This window comes from Streptomyces sp. NPDC085900 (genome assembly GCF_044540925.1).
Taxonomy (GTDB): Bacteria; Actinomycetota; Actinomycetes; order Streptomycetales; family Streptomycetaceae; genus Streptomyces; species Streptomyces gilvifuscus.
The window spans coordinates 37788-58421 of record NZ_JBITSP010000011.1 but is presented as its reverse complement, the minus strand read 5'-3'; the positions used below and the strand labels follow the sequence as shown (position 1 = coordinate 58421).

Genomic DNA, 20634 nt, shown 5'->3' with positions numbered 1-20634 from the left:
GTAACCTAAGGACATGGACAAAGACCTTGTGCAGAAGGCCCGTTGGGGCAACTTAGAGGGGCAGCACTGGGCAGGACTGGTGCGACTGTCCTTCGAGGTCGACGAGGCACCCGCAGACCCGGAGAGCGACGCCAGCGACACCGCAGAGGCCAAGCCCGCGTTCCGGCCCATGACCGGGCGGGACATCAAGAGCCGGGACGAGCAGGAGAAGGACAACCGGAAGTTCGTCGAGGGACGCGGCGGACGGTATGTCTACACCTACGAGGAGCCGGACACGAGCGCTTGGAAGCGCAAGCGCGTGCGCCTGCCCAACGGGGAGATCGGGTACCGGGTGATCCGGCCGGTCTTCGAGGGCGCGTTAGAAGATCTCAAGCGCGGGGTCGCGCCGAACGGCGAGCGCATCGACGGCTTGATCGTCTACGACATCGACCGACTCACCCGCGACAACCGCCACCTTGAAGACGCCATCGAGGTAGTCCAGAACTTCGGGCGTCCGATCATCGACATCACCGGTTCCCTCGATCTCCTGACGGAGAACGGCCGTACGGTCGCCCGCATCGTGACCGCCACCAACGCCAAGCAATCGGCGGACACGGCCCGACGAGTCGCGCGCAAGCACAAGGCGCTGCAACAGGCGGGGATTCCCACGGGAGGCACACGCGCTTTCGGGTGGAAGGAGGACAAGCGGACACTCGAATCGACAGAGGCTAAGTGGCTGGAGTGGATCGTTGACTCACTCCTGGCAGGGACCCCGATCACCGAGGTGATCAACGAACTCAAGCGGCAGGGGGTCGGGACCGTCACCGGCGCGGAGTGGTCGCGCGAGGCCGTCAAGGCCATGGTTCGGAACCCTCGCATCTGCGGCTACCGCTCCCGCCAGGCCATCGACGTCGACCCCGTCACCGGCTTGCAGAACAAGCGCGTTGAGATCGTGATCGACGAGAAGGGCAAGCCGGTCAAGGGACAGTGGCCGCCGATCGTTCCCGTGGAGAAGTGGGAGGCCGTGACCGAGTTGCTGGGCGAGAATCCCGCTCCGGGTTCAGCGCACAACACCCGCAAGCACCTGGCGCGTGGGACGCTCCGCTGCGACAAGAACGGATGCAGCGCGCCTCTCCGCGTCGTGAAGGCCCCGAAGAGCCGCAACAAGCCTGAGGGGTACTTCTACTACACGTGCCCGAGCAGCGGCAGCGTTCCCTCAGGCTGTGGCGGGACGAAGATCGGCGGCCCGGAGGCCGACAAAGCCGTTTCCATGATGGTGATCGCGAAGCACCAGGAGGAAGCCGCCAAGCGCAAGGGGGACCAGCAGCCCGTCACATGGAACAAGGAAGAGGACCTGACGCGCGTCCTGGAGGACATCGACGATCTGAAGGCCGCGCGCAAGTCCCGGACCATCACCGCAGAGACGTACTTCTCCGAACTTGCCGAGTACGAGGCCGAGAAGAGGCGGCTCACAACAGAGCGGAACCGCTTCCTGCGCAGCCAGGTCGCCTCGAAGCGTGAGCCCGTGGATCTCGCCGAGGAGTGGGAAGACCTGACGCTCATCCAGAAGCGCGCCTACGTCGAAGACCTGTTGATCGCCGTGCTTGTCGCACCCGCAGTCGGACGCGGGAGGCCCGTACGCGAGCGGCTGACTCCGGTTTGGAGGCCGAAGGGGGAGGCGACGGAGGCAGAGCCTCAGGGCGACTACGAGTGATCGCGGCATCAGGATGAGTAGGACGCCCAGCGACGGGCAGACCGAGGATCGTGTTTGCCCGTCGCCAGTCGTCGTCAGACCACGCGGGCGCCTTGCGCGCTTGCTCTCGGGCCCATGCCCAGTCGTCGTCACCTTCCAGGGGAAGTCTCAAACGGACCTCCCCTCATGGCCCTCCCATTCGTCGGCGGCGACCTCCCGATTGCGCGCGATGTCATCTGCGATGCCAGCGGCGATGAGCGCCGCGCCGGGGGTGTGGCCGGAGCCGACGTAGCGCCACTGCCGTTCGGTGACCGTGTCGGGCATGTCGGCGTGGCCCATGTGCTGGGCGCGTTCGGCGCGGAGTGCTGCGTAGGTAGTGGAGTAGGCGCGGGACTTGGTGAGGATGTGGCCCCGGTAGCCGAGGGTGTGGGTCCAGGCGCGGAGGCGGAGGGGTTCGTACTCGGGGAGGCCGCCGAGGCGCCAGCAGGTGCGCATGAGGGTGCGGACGTGTGCGCTGACGGGGGTCGACTCGATGTCCGCCCAGGTGGTGGGCGGGTGGTCGAGGCCGGCGCCTGTCTCGCTGGCTCCCTTGGTGACGTACTTGGCCACGTAGGCGGCCACGGCGTCATCGTCGAGCCCGTCCGCGTCGGCGTGCAGAGGCCGGACGTCAACCTGGGCGCCCCAGCGCAAGGCCAGCTCACCCACGGCCGGGCTGTAGGGAGTGTGGACCAGCACCCTCAGGGCGGAGGCGCGCACCGCAGCGGTGAGCAGTTCCGCCGTGCCCCAGGCCGGGGGTTCGTCGTCGGGGCCGTCCGGTCCGTCGAGGCGGACGACGGCATGGACGTGGACGGCCGCGCGCTGCTGGTACTCAGCGACGCGGGCGAAGGAAAGCCGGGCGTGTCGGGCGAAGTGGGACTGTACGAGGCCGACCGAGGAGGCCAGGCGTCGCCGTACGTCGATGACGAACCGGTCCCACAGCTTGGAGGCGTGTGCGTGCCACAGCACGTGGGCGGTGTAGTCGTAGCAGTCGGGGCAGAGCGGCTGGCCGACGATTGCGGCGTCCGGGGCGTGGATGGCGCTGCAGCCGAGGGAGCGGCCGTGTTCGCAGACGCCGCCGTCGCGTCGGGGGCGGCACTTTTCCACAGCCCTGTGGACCGTGCCGAAGGACGGGGCGGTGAGGGTGACGAAGAGCCGGGGTCGGTGGCGGACGGCGGCGGGGACGTTCTTGCCTCCGAGCAGGCCCGCGCGGACGAGGTGGAAAGTGTCTCCGGCGTGGAGGCGGGAGCAGGCCGGGCAGATGGTGGCGCGGCGGTTGCGGCAGCGGACGAGGAGGCGTTCGCCGGGCTCGTGGCGGGTGTCGTAGTGGCTCAGGATCTCGCCGGTTGTGCCGTCCAGGGTGGTGGTGGAGCCGGAGAGGTGAATGGGGTGGGCGCAGCCGCCGGTCGCGTGGATCTGCTCCAGCCAGCGGGGGAAGTCGGGGTCTTGGGCGATGCGGATGGCGTCGCGGTCGGTTTCGGGGAGCTGACGCAGGCGCGCCGCGCGGTCGAGGGCGGCGCGCCGGTCAGCCGAGGTGGTCTCGGACTGCGGGGTGATGGTGGTGACCTTCCGGGGTGGGCCGCCGAAGCGGCACGGTGGGTGGGTGGTGGTGCGCCGGTGTCCATGGGGTTGTCCTCTCGGTGGTCCGGTCGGTGGGGTTGTTGGTCAGCGGATGGTTCCGGTGCCCCGGCAGACGCGGCAGCGCCGCAGCCGTCCGGTCCAGGTCCTACGTGCTCCGTCGCCCTTGCAGTTCGGGCACCTCACGCGAGGCATGGGCATGGCGGGTGCGTCCTTTCTGCTCAGTGGTGGGAGAAGCCGGTGATCAGCCACGTGACGAGGCCGTGGATGGTGAAGACCACGGGCGTCTGGCCGAGGTAGACGCCGAAGAGGCTGACACAGACCGCTTCCCAGGCGCGCACGTCGCGCGAGCGGACGAGGAGGACGGTGATAATCCCGAAGATCACCGCGAACGTGAACGCCGTTCCTTCGCTGATCACTTGCTCTCTCCTTCCAGCACCGCGAGGGCGCGGGTGATGGCGGGCAGATCCGGGGTCATCGCTGCGTGCTTGCGGGCCGTCGACACGGCTTCCTCGGTCGGGGTGAGGTGGGAGCGGGCACGGCTCCAGCCGCCGTCCGGCCCGGTGCACACGGCAACCCCGCGTTCCTCCGCCGTGATCGACTGGGCGACGGCAACGGCGTCCTTGTTCAGGTCGCCCAGGGTCATCTCTGCCGTGCCGGGGTCGTTGACGCGGTGGCAGATCCGGCCGCCGAGCTGCGCCCGCAGCGCGGTGACGCCGGGGCCGAGGTCGGAGCCGACCCGCTGTCCGGCGACGACCAGGTGCAGGCCGAGCGCCGCCCCGAGCTGAGCCAGCCGCAGCAGGAGCGTCGAGCACTGCTCCGCTTCCGCCTTGCTCTCGCGGGTGCCGTCCGAGAGGTACAGTTCGGCGATCTCGTCGACGATCACGACGACCGGTACCGGCCGCAGTTTCTCGGGCAGCTCCCAGATCGAGCGGACACCGGCCGCCCGGCACGCGCTCATCCGGTCCTGCATGTCGACCGCCAGGGCGGAGAGCACGGCGACCGCTTCACGCCTGCACGTGGCCAGCGCGCTCAGCCGTCCGGCGAACAGGCCGAGTTCCATGCCGCCCTTGCAGTCGATTCCGACCAGGGCGACCGACTGCGGAGCGAGCTGGGTGATCAGCCGGGCCAGCAGCGTCGACTTGCCCGACCGGGTGGCCCCGGCGATCAGCCAGTGCGGCACGAGCCGCAGGTTCATCACCCAGGCCCCGCCCGACTCCAGGACGCCGATGAGCGCGCAGAGGAGTTCGGCCGGAGCCATGGCTAACCCAGGCCGCTGAAGCGGATCGGTGGCGGTCGCGGTCAGCAGTACGAGCCCGCGTTCCGGCGAGGTGACCCGGACCGCGTGCACCTTCCACGCGTGCACCAGCGCATCAGCCGCCTTCATGTACGTCGCCGGGGTCTGGCCCGCGTGCAGCCGCACCATCACCCTCAGCCCCATGCGGGTGACACGCGGGAACGACATCCGGGGAGTGATCGGCCGCAGCGGGTCACCCTTGACCACCAGATCCCCGAGCAGTCCGCGCGGCGGACGACGCGAGACCGCAAGGTCGTTGAGCAGGGCCACCTTGCGCCAGGTCGCCAGCACCCGGCAGACGGTGAGCGGGTAGCCGACGAGGTACCAGTGCCAGACCGGGCGATGCCGGCGCACGAGGTCACCGACGACGAGCACCCAGGCCAGGACCGCCAGGGCGAGGGCGAGCAGGATCGGTCCCATCACGCGTCACCGCCCTTGCCCTGCACGGGAGTTCCGTGCGCGGGGGTGATGGTGTCGGCGCGGAAGCTGACGCCGTTGCGGTCGCCCATCGTCCAGACGAACGCCGTCAGTCCGCTGACCTTGACGACCTGGCCCGCTTCCAGGCCCTTGGGCTGGCCGCTGACGGCGATCTCGATCACGGAGATGCGCCGCCCGTCCGGCCGCACGGTGACGGCCACGGTGTAGACCGGGTTGCCGTCCCGGTCCTTCTTCACCTCCTGTGTCTCAGAGTTGGAGAACTTCACTTCAGGCGCGTTGGCGCACCGCAGTACGCCCAGCCGCGCCGTGTCCACGGGTATGGACTGCATTTCGTTGGCCTCCCTGGCCAGTCAGGACGCCAGCTCTGATACTGACGTCACTTGTCCTTACGAGTTACAACTATGAAGTGCTGTACGGCGAGGGTGCAACTACTTATGCTGACGAGTGATGTCGCGCGTGCGACGTGCCTACGACCTCAACCCGTCGGAGATGCCGCCATGTCGGAGATCCAGCGCCCCGGAGCCCTCTACCAGCAGGTGGCCGCCGCCATCCGCGAAGCGATCCTCGCGGGCGAGTTCGCACCCGACTCCCTGTTGCCGTCCGAAACCCAGCTCATGGCCCGCTACGACGTCTCCCGCCCCACCGTCCGCAACGCCATCGCAGCCCTGCGCGCGGAAGGTCTCATCGACGTCCGGCACGGCAAGGGCAGTTTCGTGCGCTCCAGCGGACAGCCAGTGCTGACCATCGAGCGCCGCATCAGCCGCACCACCGAGGGCAAGTTCGTCATGCCAGGCGGCGACCTCTGGCAAGAGGCCGAGGAACCGGCCGCCTACCGCACCCACACCACGACGGAGACGAGCCGACTCCTCCAACTTGGAGAAGAAGAAGCCTTGTTCGGCTGTGACCGGCTGCTGATCGACCCGAGCACGGGCACCCGTGCGATGCACCGGACGCTGATCCCTCTTGAGGTCGCGGACGGTATCCCGATCCTTGCGGAGGAGCCGTGCAAGCGCCCGGCAGCGATCTACCGTCTGCTCACCGAGGACGGCCACAAGCTGACCTGGTCCGAGACCGTGCGCGCCCGCATGCCCCTGCCGGACGAGCGGACCGCGCTGAAGCTCCCGGACGCGACCCCGGTCCTGCACCTTGCCCGGGTCACGCACGACACCGACGGCCGCCCGCTGTTCCTCGAAGAACTCCGCGTCGGGGCGGACCGTGCCGAAGCCGCCTACCGGATCACCGCCGACAAACAGCCCACCCGACGCACCCGCGCCTGAGTGCGGACGGCGATCGGTCGAAACAGCCTTCACTTCCTCAAGGGCGCGCCTGCGGCGCGCCGGGGCGCCCGGCCGCCCCGGCCGGGCATGCGGCGTGACCGCCGATCCCGTCCGGACGCCCGACGCCCCACACCGCAGCACGCCCAAGGAGTCGAGGCGACGACCGGCCGCCGCGGGCCGGGGCGTGGTGGGCTGGGGGTCGACGGCCGCCGAGACTTTAGGCAGCCACCCTGGGGCGAGCCTCGAAGAACAGGGGGCCGATCGGGCTATCGCGGGCAGCTCCAAGGACTGCCCGATCCGCTGGCGAGCGTAAGGCCCCCTGTTCACTCGCCCCAGGGCAGCTCCCGCCCAAAGTCTCTCCGGCCGGCGACGTGCCCACCCGCACCGCTCACCAGCGAAAAGACGCCTCACGCTGCACCATCCCCGCCATCCACGCGCGCGTCCAGTACCTCAGCAAGCCGCCGGACCGCATCGGGCCAGCCCGCCAACCGGACCACCCCACGCCCGTCCTCCCCCGTCGAGGCGACGGCACGCACGGTCGACAGTTCAAAGCCCGCGCCCAGCAGCGCCCTGTTCAGCCGGTCGGCAGCCTCGCGCGCATCACGCCACCCGGCGATGTAGTCGATGCCCGACACCCACAGGCCGGAGTCCACGCCTGCCACGTCGAGGCCATCGTTCAACCAGTCCTCACCGGAGCCAGTCACCCTGTCCACCTCTGCCCTGATCTAGGTAACGGATCGTCAACTTCCTTGGACCCGGGGCGAAACGCAGCGCGACGGCCCCGGTACCATCAGGCACCGGGAACCGTCGCGTTCCCAGCCGGACCACCCGTTCGCTTACCAGGGCAGTGGGTGGTCCGGCCCTTATCGGGTTATGAAGCGCGGCCCCACCGGGAGGGGAGCCCCCGGACAGCTGAGGGAGCCGCGCCCCTTGGCCGGAGCGGTCAGACTCCGGCCGGTTCCGGGCCGCCGCCCACTCCTGATCGCGGAGGAGTGAAACACGCAGCAGCGGCCCGGCGTCTTGCTGTCAGGCCAGGTGATCGGCCCTCAACTGATCAAGATCGAAGCGGCACCAGACGGTCTTGCCGCCCCTCGTCCCCGGCGACCACCACACCGACTCGGCCAGCCGTTGAGCGATGAGCAGCCCCCGTCCCCGATCCGGCAGCAGCGCCTCGATGAAGCCGCCTGCCAGTTCGGGAGAAACGAAGTCACCCGGCGGAAGATCAGGGGGTGTCGAGTCCTCATCCGAGACCCCGAGCACCAGCACCTCAGGCCACGTCATCAAGGTCACGTCGATACGCCGCCCGGCACCCGGCTGGGCCAGGCGATCGTCAGGCAGCGCGTGATGCACGACGTTGCCGACCAGCTCCGACACCACGAGTTGCGCGGCATCAACCGCGTGCGCCAGCCCCCACGTCTGGAGATAGGAGCTGACCATGTCCCGCGCGGCTTTGGCACAGTCCGGCGACTCGGCATAGACCGTCAGAGAACGGAAGTGCCCGTTCGCCGGGTCGTGGATCGAGCGACGCGATGCGCACACGGTCGGGGTGTTCGCTGCGTGTTTGCTCTGCTGTGCCTCCACCGCGTTCCCTCCCGAACACTGACGGGCCCTGTAGCCCGTCAATCTGTGCAGACCAGTGAACGGCGCGGGAAGCCAGGCCGGGAGTGTTCACCAGGGGGTTCACGTGAACACCGGCAAACGCAAAGGGGGTTCACCAATGAACCCCCCAACGCGATACTCCTGTGACAGGATGAACACTCGCCGTCATTCTCGGGTTGGCAGGGGAGCATGAGCCGAGAGCCGAACGCGCCGTTAATCGCCGTCATGGACGAAGCGAAGGTCTCCAACAAGGGCCTTGCGAAACGGATGACGGACGAGGCCGCCCAACGCGGTATCGACCTGGGCACGACGCACATCGCCGTGAAGCGCTGGCGCGACGGCGCAGGAATCAAGCCGGAGACAGCAGCGCTCATGGCCGACGTCCTGTCCGCCAAACTCGGGCGCCACGTCGCCCCCGGCGATCTCGGATTCTTCCACCACACCACGTCGTCGACGCCCGAACCGGTCGGCTACCCGGGCACCGTGCCCGACGTCCTGTCCCTGCTGGACGGACTCACCCACCAGCAGGCCGACGCCCCCGCGTCAGAGCAACTGATCGTCGCGGATGGCGACCTCAACTCCGCCGTACTGTCCTGGATGATCGGCCGCCCGGACGGCATCCAGGCAGACAGGCCGACGCCCCGGCGAGTGGGCATGCGCGACGTCCGCGCGGTCAGGGAAGCCGCAGGCTTGTTCATGCAGCTCGACTTCAAGTACGGCGGAGGCCATGGCCACAAGGCGCTGCGCCACTACTTCCGCGAAGACGTACTGCCCCTGCTGGACGCCAGCTACAGCGAGAAGGTAGGCACCGCGCTCTTCGGCGCCGCCGCCGAGATCTCCCAGTTGCTCGCATGGACCGCGTACGACGTCGGCAACCACAAGCTTGCCCACCGCTACCTGACCTCGACGCTGCGCTTGTCCCAGGTCATCGACGACCGCATGTTCGGCGCCCGCATCCTGGGCAACCTCAGCCACCAGGCCAACTACCTCAGCAACCACGCCCAGGCCATCCAGCTGGCCCGCGCCGCCGTCGAGGGCGCCAAGGGCCGAGCCACCCCACGCGCCATGGCGTTGAACTCAGCGATGGAGGCCCGCGCCCTGTCCAATGCGGGCGACGGCATCGCAGCAGCCCGCGCCATGAAGGAAGCAGAACGCCACTTCGGACACGCAGACGCAGGCGAAGACCCGGCATGGCTGGGCTACTTCGACGAAGCGGAACTCATGGGAGAACTCTGCCACTGCTTCCGCGACCTCAAGATGCGCCGAGAAGCCGTCGACCAGGCCCAGCGCGCCGTCGACAGCACCGACCCGAAATACGCCCGCACCCTGGGCTTCTGCCGCATGGTGCTCGCCCAAAGCCAGCTCCTGAACGGCGAGTTGGAAGCCGCCGTCACCACCGCGAGCCTCGCAGTCGACGGCGGCGACTCCCTCCAGTCCACCCGCTTCCAGCGCTACATCACCGACTTCCAGACCGAGGTCAGCGTGCACGCCACCAACCCCACCGTGGCCGACTTCAACGAGAAGGTCCACGCCGCACTCACCCGCCTCGACGAGGACGACGACTAACCCCTACCAGGGCCGCCAGTCCCGAGGCCCATCATCGTTGCGCAGACCGGCTATGCGCCGGCGGTACTCGGCCGCCGTTTCCGCGTCCTCCCGTACGTTCTGCATGAGCCAGGTCGTCATGCCGAACTCCTGGATGCCCCGCAGCGTCTCGTACCCGTGCCAGTCGTACAGGTCCCGCCCGTACGCGGCCACGAAGTCGGCATACTGCTCGTCGGTCTGCCACCCAAGGCTGTGATGCTCCACGGCCGTGACCATCAGATCCCACTCAGGATGGTCGTAGCAGAAGGCCTCGAAGTCGATCAGGATGACGCGCCCCTGATCGTCCACCATGAGATTCTGCACGTGAGCGTCTCCGTGCACCGGCCCCTTGGGAGTCTCGAACTTCAACTCGGCGTATTTGTCCTGCAGTTCCCGCCACCGCTTCCGTAGAAAGACCTTGTCGGCTTCGGGGATCACGGCCCGGTCGAGCCGTAGCTGTTGCTTGTCAAACGGGGCGAACGACGGGAGTACGAGTCTCTCCGGCACGGTCAGCGAGTGCAGCTCCCGCAGGACGCCGCCCAACTCCCCATACGTCGCCTTACGATCCCCCTCGACGATCAGGTGCCAGAACGTCACGGGGTGGCCATCGATCAAGAACGGCTGTTCCAGCTCCTCGACGATCCGAGCGGCCGGGAACCCTTCCCCTGCCAGCCACCGTGAGACGGCCACCTCAGTGCGGGCGGTAGGCAGCCACTCTTCCCCCCGCGCCACACGCACGATCACCGGCACGGACGCCAGCCGAAACAGCGCGTTCTCCCCGAGCCGGATCAACTCCGCGCCTCTGTCATCGAGCCCCGCAGCCCGGCACGCGGCAGCCATCACCCGCGCAGCCCCCGCCGACGTGAACCCCTCTTCCGATCGAGCAGCGTCAACCGCCATGCCCGTACCAGCTCCCCTAGTCGCGCGCGATCAACCAGCGCACGCCCACGGGTGACCAACCCAACGTACGCCAGACACGCCCACGACCGTACCGAGGAGACACCCACACGAGCGAGGGGGCGCAGTAGAACAAGCAAGTGCAACGCGCCAGCGCTATCCAGTCATCCCCTACCTCGTGCCGAAAAAATCGAATTCGTGAAAAGGAGCGGAAGCGGATTCCCGCCACCGATGCTCAGTTGTGGCAATGTGGGGCAGGCAGCCGATGTCCTAGTCAAAGCTCGGAACTGCTTCCAGGAGGTTGGGAACCCCACACGCACTGGCGAGCAGATCGGCATAGGCCGCGAGAATGCGGCGTGTGTCCTGCAGCGCCGCGCGCAGGTCATCAGCCTCCGGCCAGGAACGTTCATGGTCGCGGCGGGATCGGTCGTCAGGCCGCTGACTCTCCCAGTTTTCCAGGGCCGGATGCCAGCTAGCGAGCAACGGTCGGATGCCAAAGTTAAGCATCGCTACCGCAAGGTAGCCAAAGTTGTACTGCCCATTGCGTTTAGGTTCCGCCACTTCAGGACCGTGCCTTCGCAACACATCACGTGTCGTCGCGAACAAGGAATAGAGGCTGTCCATCGCCTCCCGCAGTAGGCCCTCTTCGGCCCGCAATGGGACCACCGAGACCCGGGTAACCAATTCCACATACAGTTCCCAGGCTGCACGCCGCTCAACATCGTTCGGCTCCCAGGTACCCGATATTTCAAGTACATGCAGGTTAATCTTCACATCGACACTCTTAGGGGTCCGCACCATCCCGACACCTTCCAATTTCAGTAGATGGGTCCGACAACCGATAGATGGGTCCGACAACCGATCCACGCGATCAGCAAAAAGATTGACTCGCATAGACAACCAACACCATGCTCAGAAGTCCATATCGTCCTCTAGATAGGCTCCCTGCGTTTCCCTCTCGATCTTAATCTCAATCTCCTTGAGGGATTCCTGCAGTTCGGCTCTCTCGCCGTGAGATAGGGCCCGATTGTCGAGAATTCCGCGAATAGCATCTCGCTTCAGCATGAGATGCACTGGAAGACCTGGTTGGGAAATTTTTGCAATATAATCAAGCGCCTCGTCGAAATTTCCTTGCGTGATGGACAGGCGGGCCCGCAGCCCCAGGCGAACGTCGGGCTTCTGTAGACGGTAATGCTGGTCGAGACGATCAAGAACCTCTATCGCTTCGCTCGTTCGATTCGTCCCGATGGCACAGCGCACAAAATTGGCGAGGATTTCGAACGAAGGGCGATCGGCAGAATTACAGGCGCTTTTAGCCTTCTCGTAAGCCTCTTCCGGATTACCAAAGGCGTATTCGACGCGAGAGGCTCGATGATTCCAGAATACCGGTTCATCTACCTCGTACAGCAAGCCTAGTAGCTCGCGAGCCTTAACTTCATCACGACGCATACAGGCGATCCTGATACGGAGGTCAATGATGAATTTATTATCCGGTTGCTTGGCTTGCGCCACCGCGATGTGTTCCTCCGCGCGGTCGAGATTCTTCAATTGCAGATAGCAGTCAGCCATATCGCGGTGTACCGCAACACCCCCTCTGCCGAAGCTCAATGATTTTTCGTAGTACTGGACCGCTTTCCTGTGATTCCCCCGGTGCCTCTCCAAGAACCCGCCGAGATAGAAGGCATCCGCGAACTGCGCCATCCGCTTAAATTGGCCAATTTGGGTCTCCGCAGACTCGTAGTCGCCCAGCTTGATCATCGATTGCGTCAATAGGATGCGCACAGAATGCAAGTTCGGACGGGACTCAATAACAGTCTGGGCCGCATTGCGCGCGCTCTCATAGTCCCGATTTTCGTGGTAAAAGCGCTCCGCCAGGCGCACATAGTCGGCGGTGAACGAATGAGCCCGCCTCGATTTTTCACGGCCGGCGAGGTTGAGAGCTCGGAAGAGGACTCGCTGCAATGCCAGATAGTCGCTTCCGTCGACTGACACCTTAAGGAAATCGTCGAGCGCTTCAGCCACCGCTGCGTATTCAACTGGAGTGCACGACCTGTATTCCCGCTGGACAGCTACAGCAACGGGTCCTGAAATTTCATACCACCCTGCATCGCTAGGTACGATCAATGAGACATCGATGAGGCGCATAAGCGCCTCGCCGATCTCTTGTTCACTCGTTCCTACCACCGTTTGCAAGATTGGAAGTGGCAGTGGGCTGTTGGCGGAGATGATACGCAGGATCTTCCGCTCCAACTCACTTATGGAGCTGTTACGCAAGTACTTAACAAAAGGCCGAGCCCCAAACTCACTCAGTAGGGCATTCTGTCCGACCGCGACATCTGGTCCATACGATCGTACGAGTTCCATCGCGTACGTGACAGAGGGGGGATAACCACGCACCGCAGCGGTGATCTTACGAGCAGCATCAGCTTTAGTTTTGAGTCCCCAAGCTCGCGACACGAGGGCGATCAGTTGGTTAACGTCTGAATCGGTCAATTGACGGACATCGACGACAGGCAGACTCAGATCGTATTCCAACAACGATCTGCGTTCCGGGCGGCGATTCGTCATCAGCGCCATCGTCAAATCGGCATAATCCTTCAACGAGGTGAGAATCGGCAGGATAGCCTCGGAGATTCGTCCGTCATTGTCCAGCAGTCCACCTTCGTCGTAGAGAACCGGCATCTCGCGATACTGAGTAGTCATTGTCAGGAAGGCGTCGAGAATAAGCCTCAAAGCATCACTGTCGGTGTATTGTTCAACCTTCCTGACAATGGAAATAGAATCTTCCGGTGTGCCTACAGATTCGATCCGTGCCGAGACCTTCGCTGCAATTGTCTGGATGGTGTCACCAGGCTCAACTTGAACAGGGATTAGGCGTTCAAAATTCAAGGATGTGCGAGCAACGTTGGAGAGTACAGTCTTACGCCCGATCCCCAGCAGTCCAGACACGCAGACAACTTGGGGCAATTCCGTCGACTCGAAGGGAACAAAAGCCCGTTGCAGTTCCGCGATTTCTCGCCCTCTTCCAACGAAGAAGGAGTTCTGATTCTCACGCACAAGGTCGTCTACGAGGCTACTGATCTTCCGAGCCACTGGAGAGGAGGACGTGGAGGTAATTGATTTAGCCCGGTTCAACCAGTCGGGAATCTCGTCCCTACTGATCGTTTGATCCATCAGCACAACGAGAGTTTTCTTGATTCTACCAAGAGCGCTGTGCAATCTGGCTTCATCTAGCTCGTGGCGCACCCAATTAGAATTTAAAGAATTTCGAGTCAGGAATAGCACAAATAGACCTGACTCCCTGATGGCGATATCGATGGAGGATAGGATGTCGTTTCCTGAGGCGAAACTGTGCTTATCGATATGAACAAACGGGCGCCCCACCTTCGAAACAACTTCGCTGACAAATTTCTCATCCTTCGTCGAGTACGAGAAAAATGCTTTGATCACGATTCGCTCACCTCGATAGCCATCGGACACGAGTAGGACTAGTTGGGTGTTCCGGCTTCAGTTAAGTGAACCTGCCCCCGTCTCTAAGGCTACGCCGGATTAGGCGCACTTGACAGGCTCTGCCAAGGAAACTCCCTCCGAAGGACCACGGCGAAGACAGGCGCACCGTGGGACAACTCGCCAACGGCACCACTCCAAGACTTTCGTCGCTGTAGGGCGAAGGGGCTTGGCCCCAGGCAGTCATGGGCAGCCCTGTTAGTGGCAGCAGCGTCTTGCCGGTGTTGCTCAGCTGTGGCCGTGTCGTGTTGGGGACGCACCCGGCAGTCGAAGGGGCCTCAAGGCCGGTTGATCACTGGTCAGCATGCGCCGCCTCTGGCGATCAGGTGAGGGAGTTTGTGGTACATCTGGCAAACCGTTGACTCCAGCGGTTCAGACGCCATTCCTCCCGGGTCCGTTCGGTGAGGACCTCGAGGGTGGTGCCGACCAGGATGATCAGGAAGAGCACGCGCAGGGGCGTGATGACGAAGATGTTGGTGAGCCGGGCGGCGTCGCTGACCGGGGTGATGTCGCCGTACCCGGTGGTGGAGAGGGTGACGGTCGCGTAGTAGAAGGCGTCGAGCAGGTCGACCGAGCCGTCGGAGTTGTCGTTGTAGCCGTCGTGGTCGGCGTAGACGATGAAGGCGGTCGCGACCAGGACGAGCAGTGCCAGCGACAGCCGCTTGGCGACCTGCCGGATCGGCCGTTCGACCACCTTCCGCGGGAGCTTCACCCGATGGGTCACGAGATGTTCGTCCGCCTGGCGGGTGATCGCGTCATGGCCCGGAAGTTTCACGTGAAACACACCCCGATTCCGGCGGACGCCCAGGGCAGGTCGAGGAGTTCGAGCTCCTCACCCGCACGGGCACCGCCGGGCGGTACGACGGCGAGGGCGTCGGCCGCCGCGATGCCGCGCAGCATGGCCGGACCGTTGTAGTGCAGCGGCACGGCCCGGTCGCCGCGCAGGACGACGGGGATGAGCCGGGTGTCGTACGGGTGCCCGTGGGCCTCGTCCCGCAGCGGCAGCGTGTACGCCTCGGGGGCGGGCCGGGCCGCGAGGGTACGCAGCAGGGGCTCGGCGAGCGTGAGCAGGCCGGAGACGGCGGCCAGCGGGTTGCCGGGGAGGCCGACGAGATGCCGGCCGTCGCCGACGCGGGCCAGCAGCATGGGGTGGCCGGGGCGCACCTTGACGCCGTCCACGAGGAGTTCGGCGCCGACGCGTTCGAGGATGGGGTGGACGTGGTCGACCGGGCCGGCCGCGGTGCCGCCGGTGGTGACGATCAGGTCGGCGGTGGAGCCGGTGACGGCCTTGTGCAGCGCCTTGGCGTCGTCGCCGAGCCTGCGTACGGCGGTGACCTCCGCGCCGAGCGCCCGCAGCCAGGGCGGGAGCATCGGGCCGAGGGCGTCCCTGATCAGGCCGTCGCGGGGGCGGCCCTCGGTCAGCAACTCGTCGCCGAGAACGAGGACTTCGACGCGGGGGCGGGGGACGGCGGCGAGGGTGTCGTAGCCGGCGGCCGCGGCGAGGCCGAGGACGGCCGGGGTGACGACGGTGCCGGCGGGAAGGAGCTGGTCGCCGGAACGGCACTCCTGGCCGCGCGGGCGGATGTCCTGGCCGTGGTGCATGTCGCGGAGGGCGTGGAGACGGCCCTGGGCGTCGGTGCGGCCGTGCTCGGTGCGCAGTACGGCGGTGGTGTCCGGGGGGATCCGGGCGCCGGTGGCGATACGGACGGCCTCGCCGTCGGTGAGCGGCTGCGGTTCGCCCTGCCCGGCCAGCACTCCCTCGTCCCGTACGTCCCAGGGGCCGGGGCCGGCGACCGCCCAGCCGTCCATGGCCGAGGTGTCGAAGGAGGGCAGGTCGGTGAGGGCGTCGAGCGGGGCGGCGAGGGTGAGGCCGAGAGCCGCGTCGAGGGGGACGGAGACCGGGTCGCGGCGTGCGGCGCGCGTGCCGGAGCGGGTCGCCCGGGCGGCGATCGCGCGGGCCTCGGGCCACGGGGTGGCCCGGTGCTGGGCGTCCGGTGTGCCGGGGCCGGCCGGGTGGGTGTGCTGCGCGGCGGGCGAGGGCACATGGCCGCCGGGGCCGTTGTGCTCGTTCACGAGCGCCAGCACCTCCTCGACGTCGAGGTCCTCGGCGTCCTCGCCGGTCCGGGCGGAGCGGGCGGTCATCCGGCGTCCGGTCGGCTGTCGGGCGTGGCGTCCGGGGCGGCGTCGGCCTCGGCGTCGGCGGCCTCGTCGGCCCAGCGCAGGGCGAGGGCGGCGGCCTTGCGGGTCGCCTCGGCGACGGCTTCGGGGCCGCCCCCGGCCCGTCCGGCCGCGTAGCCGACGAGGAAGGTGGTCAGCGGTGCCGCGGGCCTGGCCACGCCGTGGGCGGCGTCGCGGGCGAGGTCGAGCAGGGCGGCGGTGTCGACGTCGAGGTCGATGCCCAGCTCGTCCTTGGCTGCGGAAATCCATTCATCCAACACGTGCCCATGCTCCCTGATGCGTGCCCTGGCGGTGGCGATGTCGTCCCAGGTGTCGCAGTCGAAGGACGCGACGGGGTCGGGGACGCGGGTGAGGTCGAGGCCGGCGGTCAGCCGGCGGAGGGGAAGGCCGGTGAGGCCGGTGTGCTCCTCGGTGAGACCGGACAGTCCGCGGTGCAGCGCGGGCCTGCGGTAGGCGGCCACGAGGGGTTGGTCGCGGCCGTCGGCGTCGGTGAGGAGGGCGCCGTCGGCGGTGCCCGCGCGCAGCGCCGAGAGCAGCCGCCGTACCGTCGGCGCGCCGAGGAAGGGCAGGTCGGCGGAGAGGACGACGACCTGTTCGGCGGTGGTGTGGCGCAGGCCGGCGTCGAGCGCGGCGAGCGGGCCTCCGCCGGGCGGGTCCTCGCGGGCCCACAGCACGGGCCGCGGGGTGGGGCGGGGGTCGGCCACGACGACGGTCGTGCGCGCGTCGGCGCAGGCGGTGAGCACCCGGTCGAGCAGCGCGCGCCCGCCGACCTGCACACCGGGCTTGTCGGCGCCGCCGAGCCGCCGCGCGGCGCCCCCGGCGAGCACGACGGCGTCGTAGGCCGTGCCGAGGGCGTCCGAGCGCTCGTACGAGGTCACCTCATGAGTATGCGTGCCGTCGCGATCACAGGGAACGTGCGGGTGGTCCCTGCGTCACAGGGTGCGCAGGGGCGTCCTCCGCCGCGTCACAGCGTGCGCAGCAGCACCGCGGGCTGTTCCACGCAGTCCGCGACGTACCTCAGGAAGCCGCCCGCCGTGCCGCCGTCGCACACCCGGTGATCGAAGGTGAGCGAGAGCTGGACGACCTGGCGCACCGCCAGCTCGCCCTCGTGCACCCACGGCTTGGGGACGATGCGGCCGACGCCGAGCATGGCGGCCTCGGGGTGGTTGATGATCGGCGTGGAGCCGTCGACGCCGAACACGCCGTAGTTGTTCAACGTGAAGGTTCCGCCGGTGAGTTCCCCGGGCGTGAGGCCGCCCGTGCGGGCCGCCTCGGTCAGCCGGGCGAACTCAGCGGTCAGCGCCTCGGCGTCGCGCGCGTGGGCGTCCCGTACGACCGGTACGACCAGGCCGCGTTCGGTCTGCGCTGCGAAGCCGAGGTGCACCTCGTCGAGCTGGACGACCTCCCTGGCCGCCATGTCCACCGTGGAGTTGAGCTCCGGGAAGCGGGCGAGCGCGGCGGTGCAGATCCTGGCCAGGAGGGCGATCAGGGAGATCTTGGCCCCGCCCGCCGCGTTCATCGCGGCGCGCGCCCGCATGAGCTCGGTCGCGTCGGCGTCCACCCAGCAGGTCGCGTCCGGGATCTCGTGCCGGCTGCGGGAGAGCTTGTCGGCGACGGCACCGCGGATGCCCTTGAGGGGGATACGGGTTCCTCCGGAGACGGCCGGTGCGGTCACCGGAGCGGCAGGCGCCGGCGCAGGTGCCACGGGGCGTTGTGCGGCGGCGCGCAGCGCGTACTCGACGTCGGCGCGCAGGATCAGTCCGTCGGGGCCGGAGCCGGTCAACTCCCGCAGGTCCAGGCCGTTCTCGCGGGCGAGGCGGCGGACGAGGGGCGAGATGACAGGTACGGGACCCTCGGGCCTGACCGGGTCCGCGACGACGGCCGTCGCCACCGTCCCGTTGTGCCGCTGCGGCCCCCGCTCCACGGCGGGCGCGACCCTGCCGTCGGCACCGTCGTCGGCGGGTCCCCCGGCCGGCCGGCCCGGCACCGTCGGCCGCACCCGCCGCCTGCGCGCCGGAGGCGCACCGGTGCCGTATCCCACCAGCACGTTCCCGGAGCCCTCGGAATCGCCGGCGGAGGACTGCGGGCCCACCGCAACCGTCAGCAGCGGGGCACCGACGGGCAGTTCCGTGCCCTCCTCGCCGAAGCGGGCGGTGACCACGCCGCCGTAGGGGCAGGGCACCTCGACCATCGCCTTGGCCGTCTCGACCTCGACGACCGGCTGGTCGACGGCGACGACGTCGCCGACCTGCACCAGCCAGCGCACGATCTCCGCCTCGGTGAGGCCCTCCCCGAGGTCGGGGAGCTTGAACTCCAGCACCTGTGCCATCAGCTCTCGGCCTCCCACTGCAGACGCCCGACGGCGTCCAGGATCCGGTCCACGCCGGGCAGGTGGTGACGCTCCAGCATCGGCGGCGGGTACGGGATGTCGAACCCGGCCACGCGCAGCACGGGCGCCTCCAGGTGGTGGAAGCAGCGCTCCGTGACGCGGGCCGCGATCTCCCCGCCCGGGCCGCCGAACCCGCCCGACTCGTGCACGACGACCGCGCGCCCGGTGCGCCGTACCGAGGCGGCGACCGTCTCGTCGTCGAACGGCACCAGCGAACGCAGGTCGACGACTTCGAGGTCCCAGCCCTCGGCTTGCGCCGCCTCGGCGGCTTCGAGGCAGACGGGCACCGACGGTCCGTAGGTGATGAGCGTGGCGCTGCGGCCCGGGCGCCGCACCACCGCGCGGCCTATCGGCTCGACGGCCGCCGGCTCCTCGGGGTTCCAGGTGTCCTTCGACCAGTACAGCCGCTTGGGTTCGAGGAAGACGACCGGGTCGTCGGAGGCGATCGCGGCGCGCAGCAGGCCGTAGGCGTCGGCGACGGTGGCGGGCGTGACGACATGGAGCCCCGGAGTCGCCATGTAGTACGCCTCGGAGGAGTCGCTGTGGTGCTCGACGCCGCCGATGCCGCCGCCGTAGGGGACGCGGATGGTGATCGGCAGGGGCATTGCGCCGCGGGTGCGGTTACGCATGCGGGAGACGTGGCTGATGAGCTGCTCGAACGCCGGGTAGGCGAACGCGTCGAACTGCATCTCCACCACGGGGCGCAGGCCGTACATCGCCATGCCGACCGCCGTGCCGAGGATGCCGGCCTCGGCGAGCGGGGTGTCGGTGCAGCGGTCCTCGCCGAACTCCTTCGCGAGCCCGTCGGTGACGCGGAAGACGCCGCCGAGGGTGCCGACGTCCTCGCCCATGACGTGCACGGACGGGTCGGCTGCCATGGCGTCGCGCAGCGCGCGCGTGAGGGCCTGCGCCATGGTGGCCGGCTTGAGGGCGACGGTGGTCATCAGTGGCCGCCTTCCTGTTCCGCCGCGAGCTCGGCCGCCAGCATGGCCTGCTGTTCGCGCAGTTGCGGGGTGGGCTCGGCGTAGACGTGGGCGAAGAGGTCCATGGGGTCGAGCACCGGGTCCTGGTTCATGCGTTCGCGCAGGTCGGCGGCCATGGTCTCGGCGGCGTCGCGCGCCTGCCGTATGCCGTCCTCGTCGATGAGGCCGCGCTCGGTCAGCTCGTGCTCCAGAAGGGTGATCGGGTCGTGCGCGCGCCAGGCCTCGACCTCGGAGTCGCCCCGGTAGCGGGTGGCGTCGTCGGCGTTGGTGTGGGCGTCGATGCGATAGGTGATCGCCTCGACCAGCGTGGGTCCGCCGCCCTCACGCGCGCGCCGTACGGCGTCGGTGAGGACCTCGTGCACGGCGGCCGCGTCGTTGCCGTCGACCAGGCGGCCGGGCATGCCGTAACCGACGGCCTTGTGGGCCAGCGACGGGGCCGCGGTCTGCTTGGCGAGCGGGACGGAGATCGCGAAGCCGTTGTTCTGGACCAGGAAGACGACCGGGGCCTGCCAGACGGCGGCGAAGTTCAGCGCTTCGTGGAAGTCGCCCTCGCTGGTGCCGCCGTCGCCGACCATGGCGAGCGCGACGACGTCGTCGCCCTTGAGGCGGGCGGCGTGCGCGAGGCCCACGGCGTGCGGGAGCTGGGTGGCGAGCGGCGTCGACAGGGGCGCCACGCGGTGCTCACGCGGGTCGTAGCCGGTGTGCCAGTCGCCGCGCAGGAGGGTGAGCGCCTGGACGGGGTCCAGGCCGCGGGCCACGGCGGCGAGGGTGTCGCGGTAGCTGGGGAAGAGCCAGTCGCGCTCCTCCAGGGCGAGCGCGGCGGCGACCTCGCTGGCCTCCTGGCCGGTGGTGGAGGGGTAGACGGCCAGCCGGCCCTGCTTGGTCAGCGCGGTGGCCTGCGCGTTGTAACGGCGGCCGCGCACCAGCTCGGCGTACAGGCGGCGCAGCAGCACCGGGTCGGCCTTCGCCGCCCGCTCGGTGCCGAGGACGCGGTAGGGCTCCGCGTCGGGCAGCAGCGGCGCGGGGTCTGTGCGGGGCTGCCAGGCGGGCGGCGGCGATGGCCGATACGCGCCCCGCTGCTCCATGACCGTCATGACGGCACCTCCTCATGGGGGTGGCTACGGGAGGCGTGTCGGCTGTGACCCGCCTCACCTACCGATTGTTCGGTCGTCGGCACATTTTGGCTACAGGCCCCTTCA

17 protein-coding genes and 1 pseudogene are annotated in these 20634 nt (G+C 67.9%); 3 read left to right on the top strand and 15 right to left on the bottom strand.

Going from position 1 to position 20634, the window contains the following annotated elements; genetic code table 11:
• The first annotated feature begins 13 nt into the window (after positions 1–13).
• Complete coding sequence (locus tag ACIGDI_RS32085; protein WP_399903959.1) at positions 14–1693, top strand: recombinase family protein; 1680 nt, start codon at positions 14–16, stop codon at positions 1691–1693.
• A 147-nt stretch (positions 1694–1840) separates the two neighbouring features.
• Here the strand turns inward: ACIGDI_RS32085 and ACIGDI_RS32080 are convergent, their stop codons facing one another.
• The 4 genes from ACIGDI_RS32080 to ACIGDI_RS32065 form a co-directional block, all read right to left on the bottom strand.
• Positions 1841–3202: a replication initiator gene (locus ACIGDI_RS32080; RefSeq protein ID WP_399904552.1), complete on the bottom strand. Its 1362-nt coding sequence runs from the start codon at positions 3200–3202 to the stop codon at positions 1841–1843.
• A gap of 305 nt (positions 3203–3507) precedes the next feature.
• On the bottom strand, positions 3508–3705 hold the full coding sequence (locus ACIGDI_RS32075) for a hypothetical protein (RefSeq protein ID WP_399903958.1): 198 nt from the start codon (positions 3703–3705) through the stop codon (positions 3508–3510).
• Positions 3702–5003: an FtsK/SpoIIIE domain-containing protein gene (locus ACIGDI_RS32070; RefSeq protein WP_399904549.1), complete on the bottom strand. Its 1302-nt coding sequence runs from the start codon at positions 5001–5003 to the stop codon at positions 3702–3704. The genes ACIGDI_RS32075 and ACIGDI_RS32070 overlap by 4 nt, the downstream gene beginning before the upstream one ends.
• The gene (locus tag ACIGDI_RS32065; protein ID WP_399903955.1) at positions 5003–5350 is read right to left on the bottom strand and encodes a hypothetical protein; all 348 of its coding nucleotides are present in this window, start codon (positions 5348–5350) and stop codon (positions 5003–5005) included. The genes ACIGDI_RS32070 and ACIGDI_RS32065 overlap by 1 nt, the downstream gene beginning before the upstream one ends.
• A 168-nt stretch (positions 5351–5518) precedes the next feature.
• Here ACIGDI_RS32065 and ACIGDI_RS32060 point away from each other — a divergent pair, with 168 nt between their 5' ends.
• Positions 5519–6298, top strand: a complete 780-nt coding sequence (locus tag ACIGDI_RS32060) for a GntR family transcriptional regulator (protein WP_399903952.1) — start codon at positions 5519–5521, stop codon at positions 6296–6298.
• Between the two features lie 407 nt (positions 6299–6705).
• Here ACIGDI_RS32060 and ACIGDI_RS32055 read toward each other — a convergent pair whose 3' ends face one another.
• The gene (locus ACIGDI_RS32055; RefSeq protein WP_399903950.1) at positions 6706–7002 is read right to left on the bottom strand and encodes a hypothetical protein; all 297 of its coding nucleotides are present in this window, start codon (positions 7000–7002) and stop codon (positions 6706–6708) included.
• Positions 7003–7324: 322 nt separating this feature from the next.
• Positions 7325–7879: an ATP-binding protein gene (locus tag ACIGDI_RS32050; protein WP_399903948.1), complete on the bottom strand. Its 555-nt coding sequence runs from the start codon at positions 7877–7879 to the stop codon at positions 7325–7327.
• Between the two features lie 207 nt (positions 7880–8086).
• On the opposite strand from ACIGDI_RS32050, the gene ACIGDI_RS32045 reads away from it, so the two are divergent.
• Positions 8087–9463, top strand: a complete 1377-nt coding sequence (locus ACIGDI_RS32045; protein ID WP_399903946.1) for a sporulation protein — start codon at positions 8087–8089, stop codon at positions 9461–9463.
• A 3-nt stretch (positions 9464–9466) separates the two neighbouring features.
• On the opposite strand, the gene ACIGDI_RS32040 is transcribed toward ACIGDI_RS32045, so the two are convergent.
• The 9 genes and pseudogenes from ACIGDI_RS32040 to pdhA form a co-directional block, all read right to left on the bottom strand.
• Positions 9467–10381 carry an aminoglycoside phosphotransferase family protein gene (locus ACIGDI_RS32040; RefSeq protein WP_399903943.1) on the bottom strand — a complete coding sequence of 305 codons (915 nt, stop codon included), beginning with the start codon at positions 10379–10381 and terminating at the stop codon, positions 9467–9469.
• A gap of 267 nt (positions 10382–10648) precedes the next feature.
• Positions 10649–11152 (bottom strand): hypothetical protein, encoded by a 504-nt coding sequence (locus tag ACIGDI_RS32035; RefSeq protein ID WP_399903941.1) that lies wholly within the window; start codon positions 11150–11152, stop codon positions 10649–10651.
• A 138-nt stretch (positions 11153–11290) separates the two neighbouring features.
• Positions 11291–13828, bottom strand: a complete 2538-nt coding sequence (locus ACIGDI_RS32030; RefSeq protein ID WP_399903938.1) for a tetratricopeptide repeat protein — start codon at positions 13826–13828, stop codon at positions 11291–11293.
• Positions 13829–14249: 421 nt separating this feature from the next.
• Positions 14250–14660, bottom strand: a pseudogene (locus ACIGDI_RS32025) (potassium channel family protein); the annotation flags it as partial.
• Complete coding sequence (locus tag ACIGDI_RS32020) at positions 14657–16027, bottom strand: molybdopterin molybdotransferase MoeA (protein ID WP_399903936.1); 1371 nt, start codon at positions 16025–16027, stop codon at positions 14657–14659. The gene ACIGDI_RS32020 and the pseudogene ACIGDI_RS32025, both read right to left, overlap by 4 nt.
• On the bottom strand, positions 16024–16941 hold the full coding sequence (locus ACIGDI_RS32015) for an NTP transferase domain-containing protein (RefSeq protein WP_399903933.1): 918 nt from the start codon (positions 16939–16941) through the stop codon (positions 16024–16026). The genes ACIGDI_RS32020 and ACIGDI_RS32015 overlap by 4 nt, the downstream gene beginning before the upstream one ends.
• An 86-nt stretch (positions 16942–17027) precedes the next feature.
• A complete protein-coding gene (locus tag ACIGDI_RS32010; RefSeq protein WP_399903930.1) occupies positions 17028–18392 on the bottom strand; it encodes a dihydrolipoamide acetyltransferase family protein in 1365 nt (454 codons plus the stop codon).
• Positions 18392–19396 (bottom strand): alpha-ketoacid dehydrogenase subunit beta, encoded by a 1005-nt coding sequence (locus tag ACIGDI_RS32005; protein WP_200701902.1) that lies wholly within the window; start codon positions 19394–19396, stop codon positions 18392–18394. The genes ACIGDI_RS32010 and ACIGDI_RS32005 overlap by 1 nt, the downstream gene beginning before the upstream one ends.
• Positions 19396–20529 (bottom strand): pyruvate dehydrogenase (acetyl-transferring) E1 component subunit alpha, encoded by a 1134-nt coding sequence (gene pdhA, locus ACIGDI_RS32000; protein ID WP_399903927.1) that lies wholly within the window; start codon positions 20527–20529, stop codon positions 19396–19398. Before pdhA ends, ACIGDI_RS32005 begins: the two co-directional genes overlap by 1 nt.
• Positions 20530–20634: the final 105 nt, after the last annotated feature.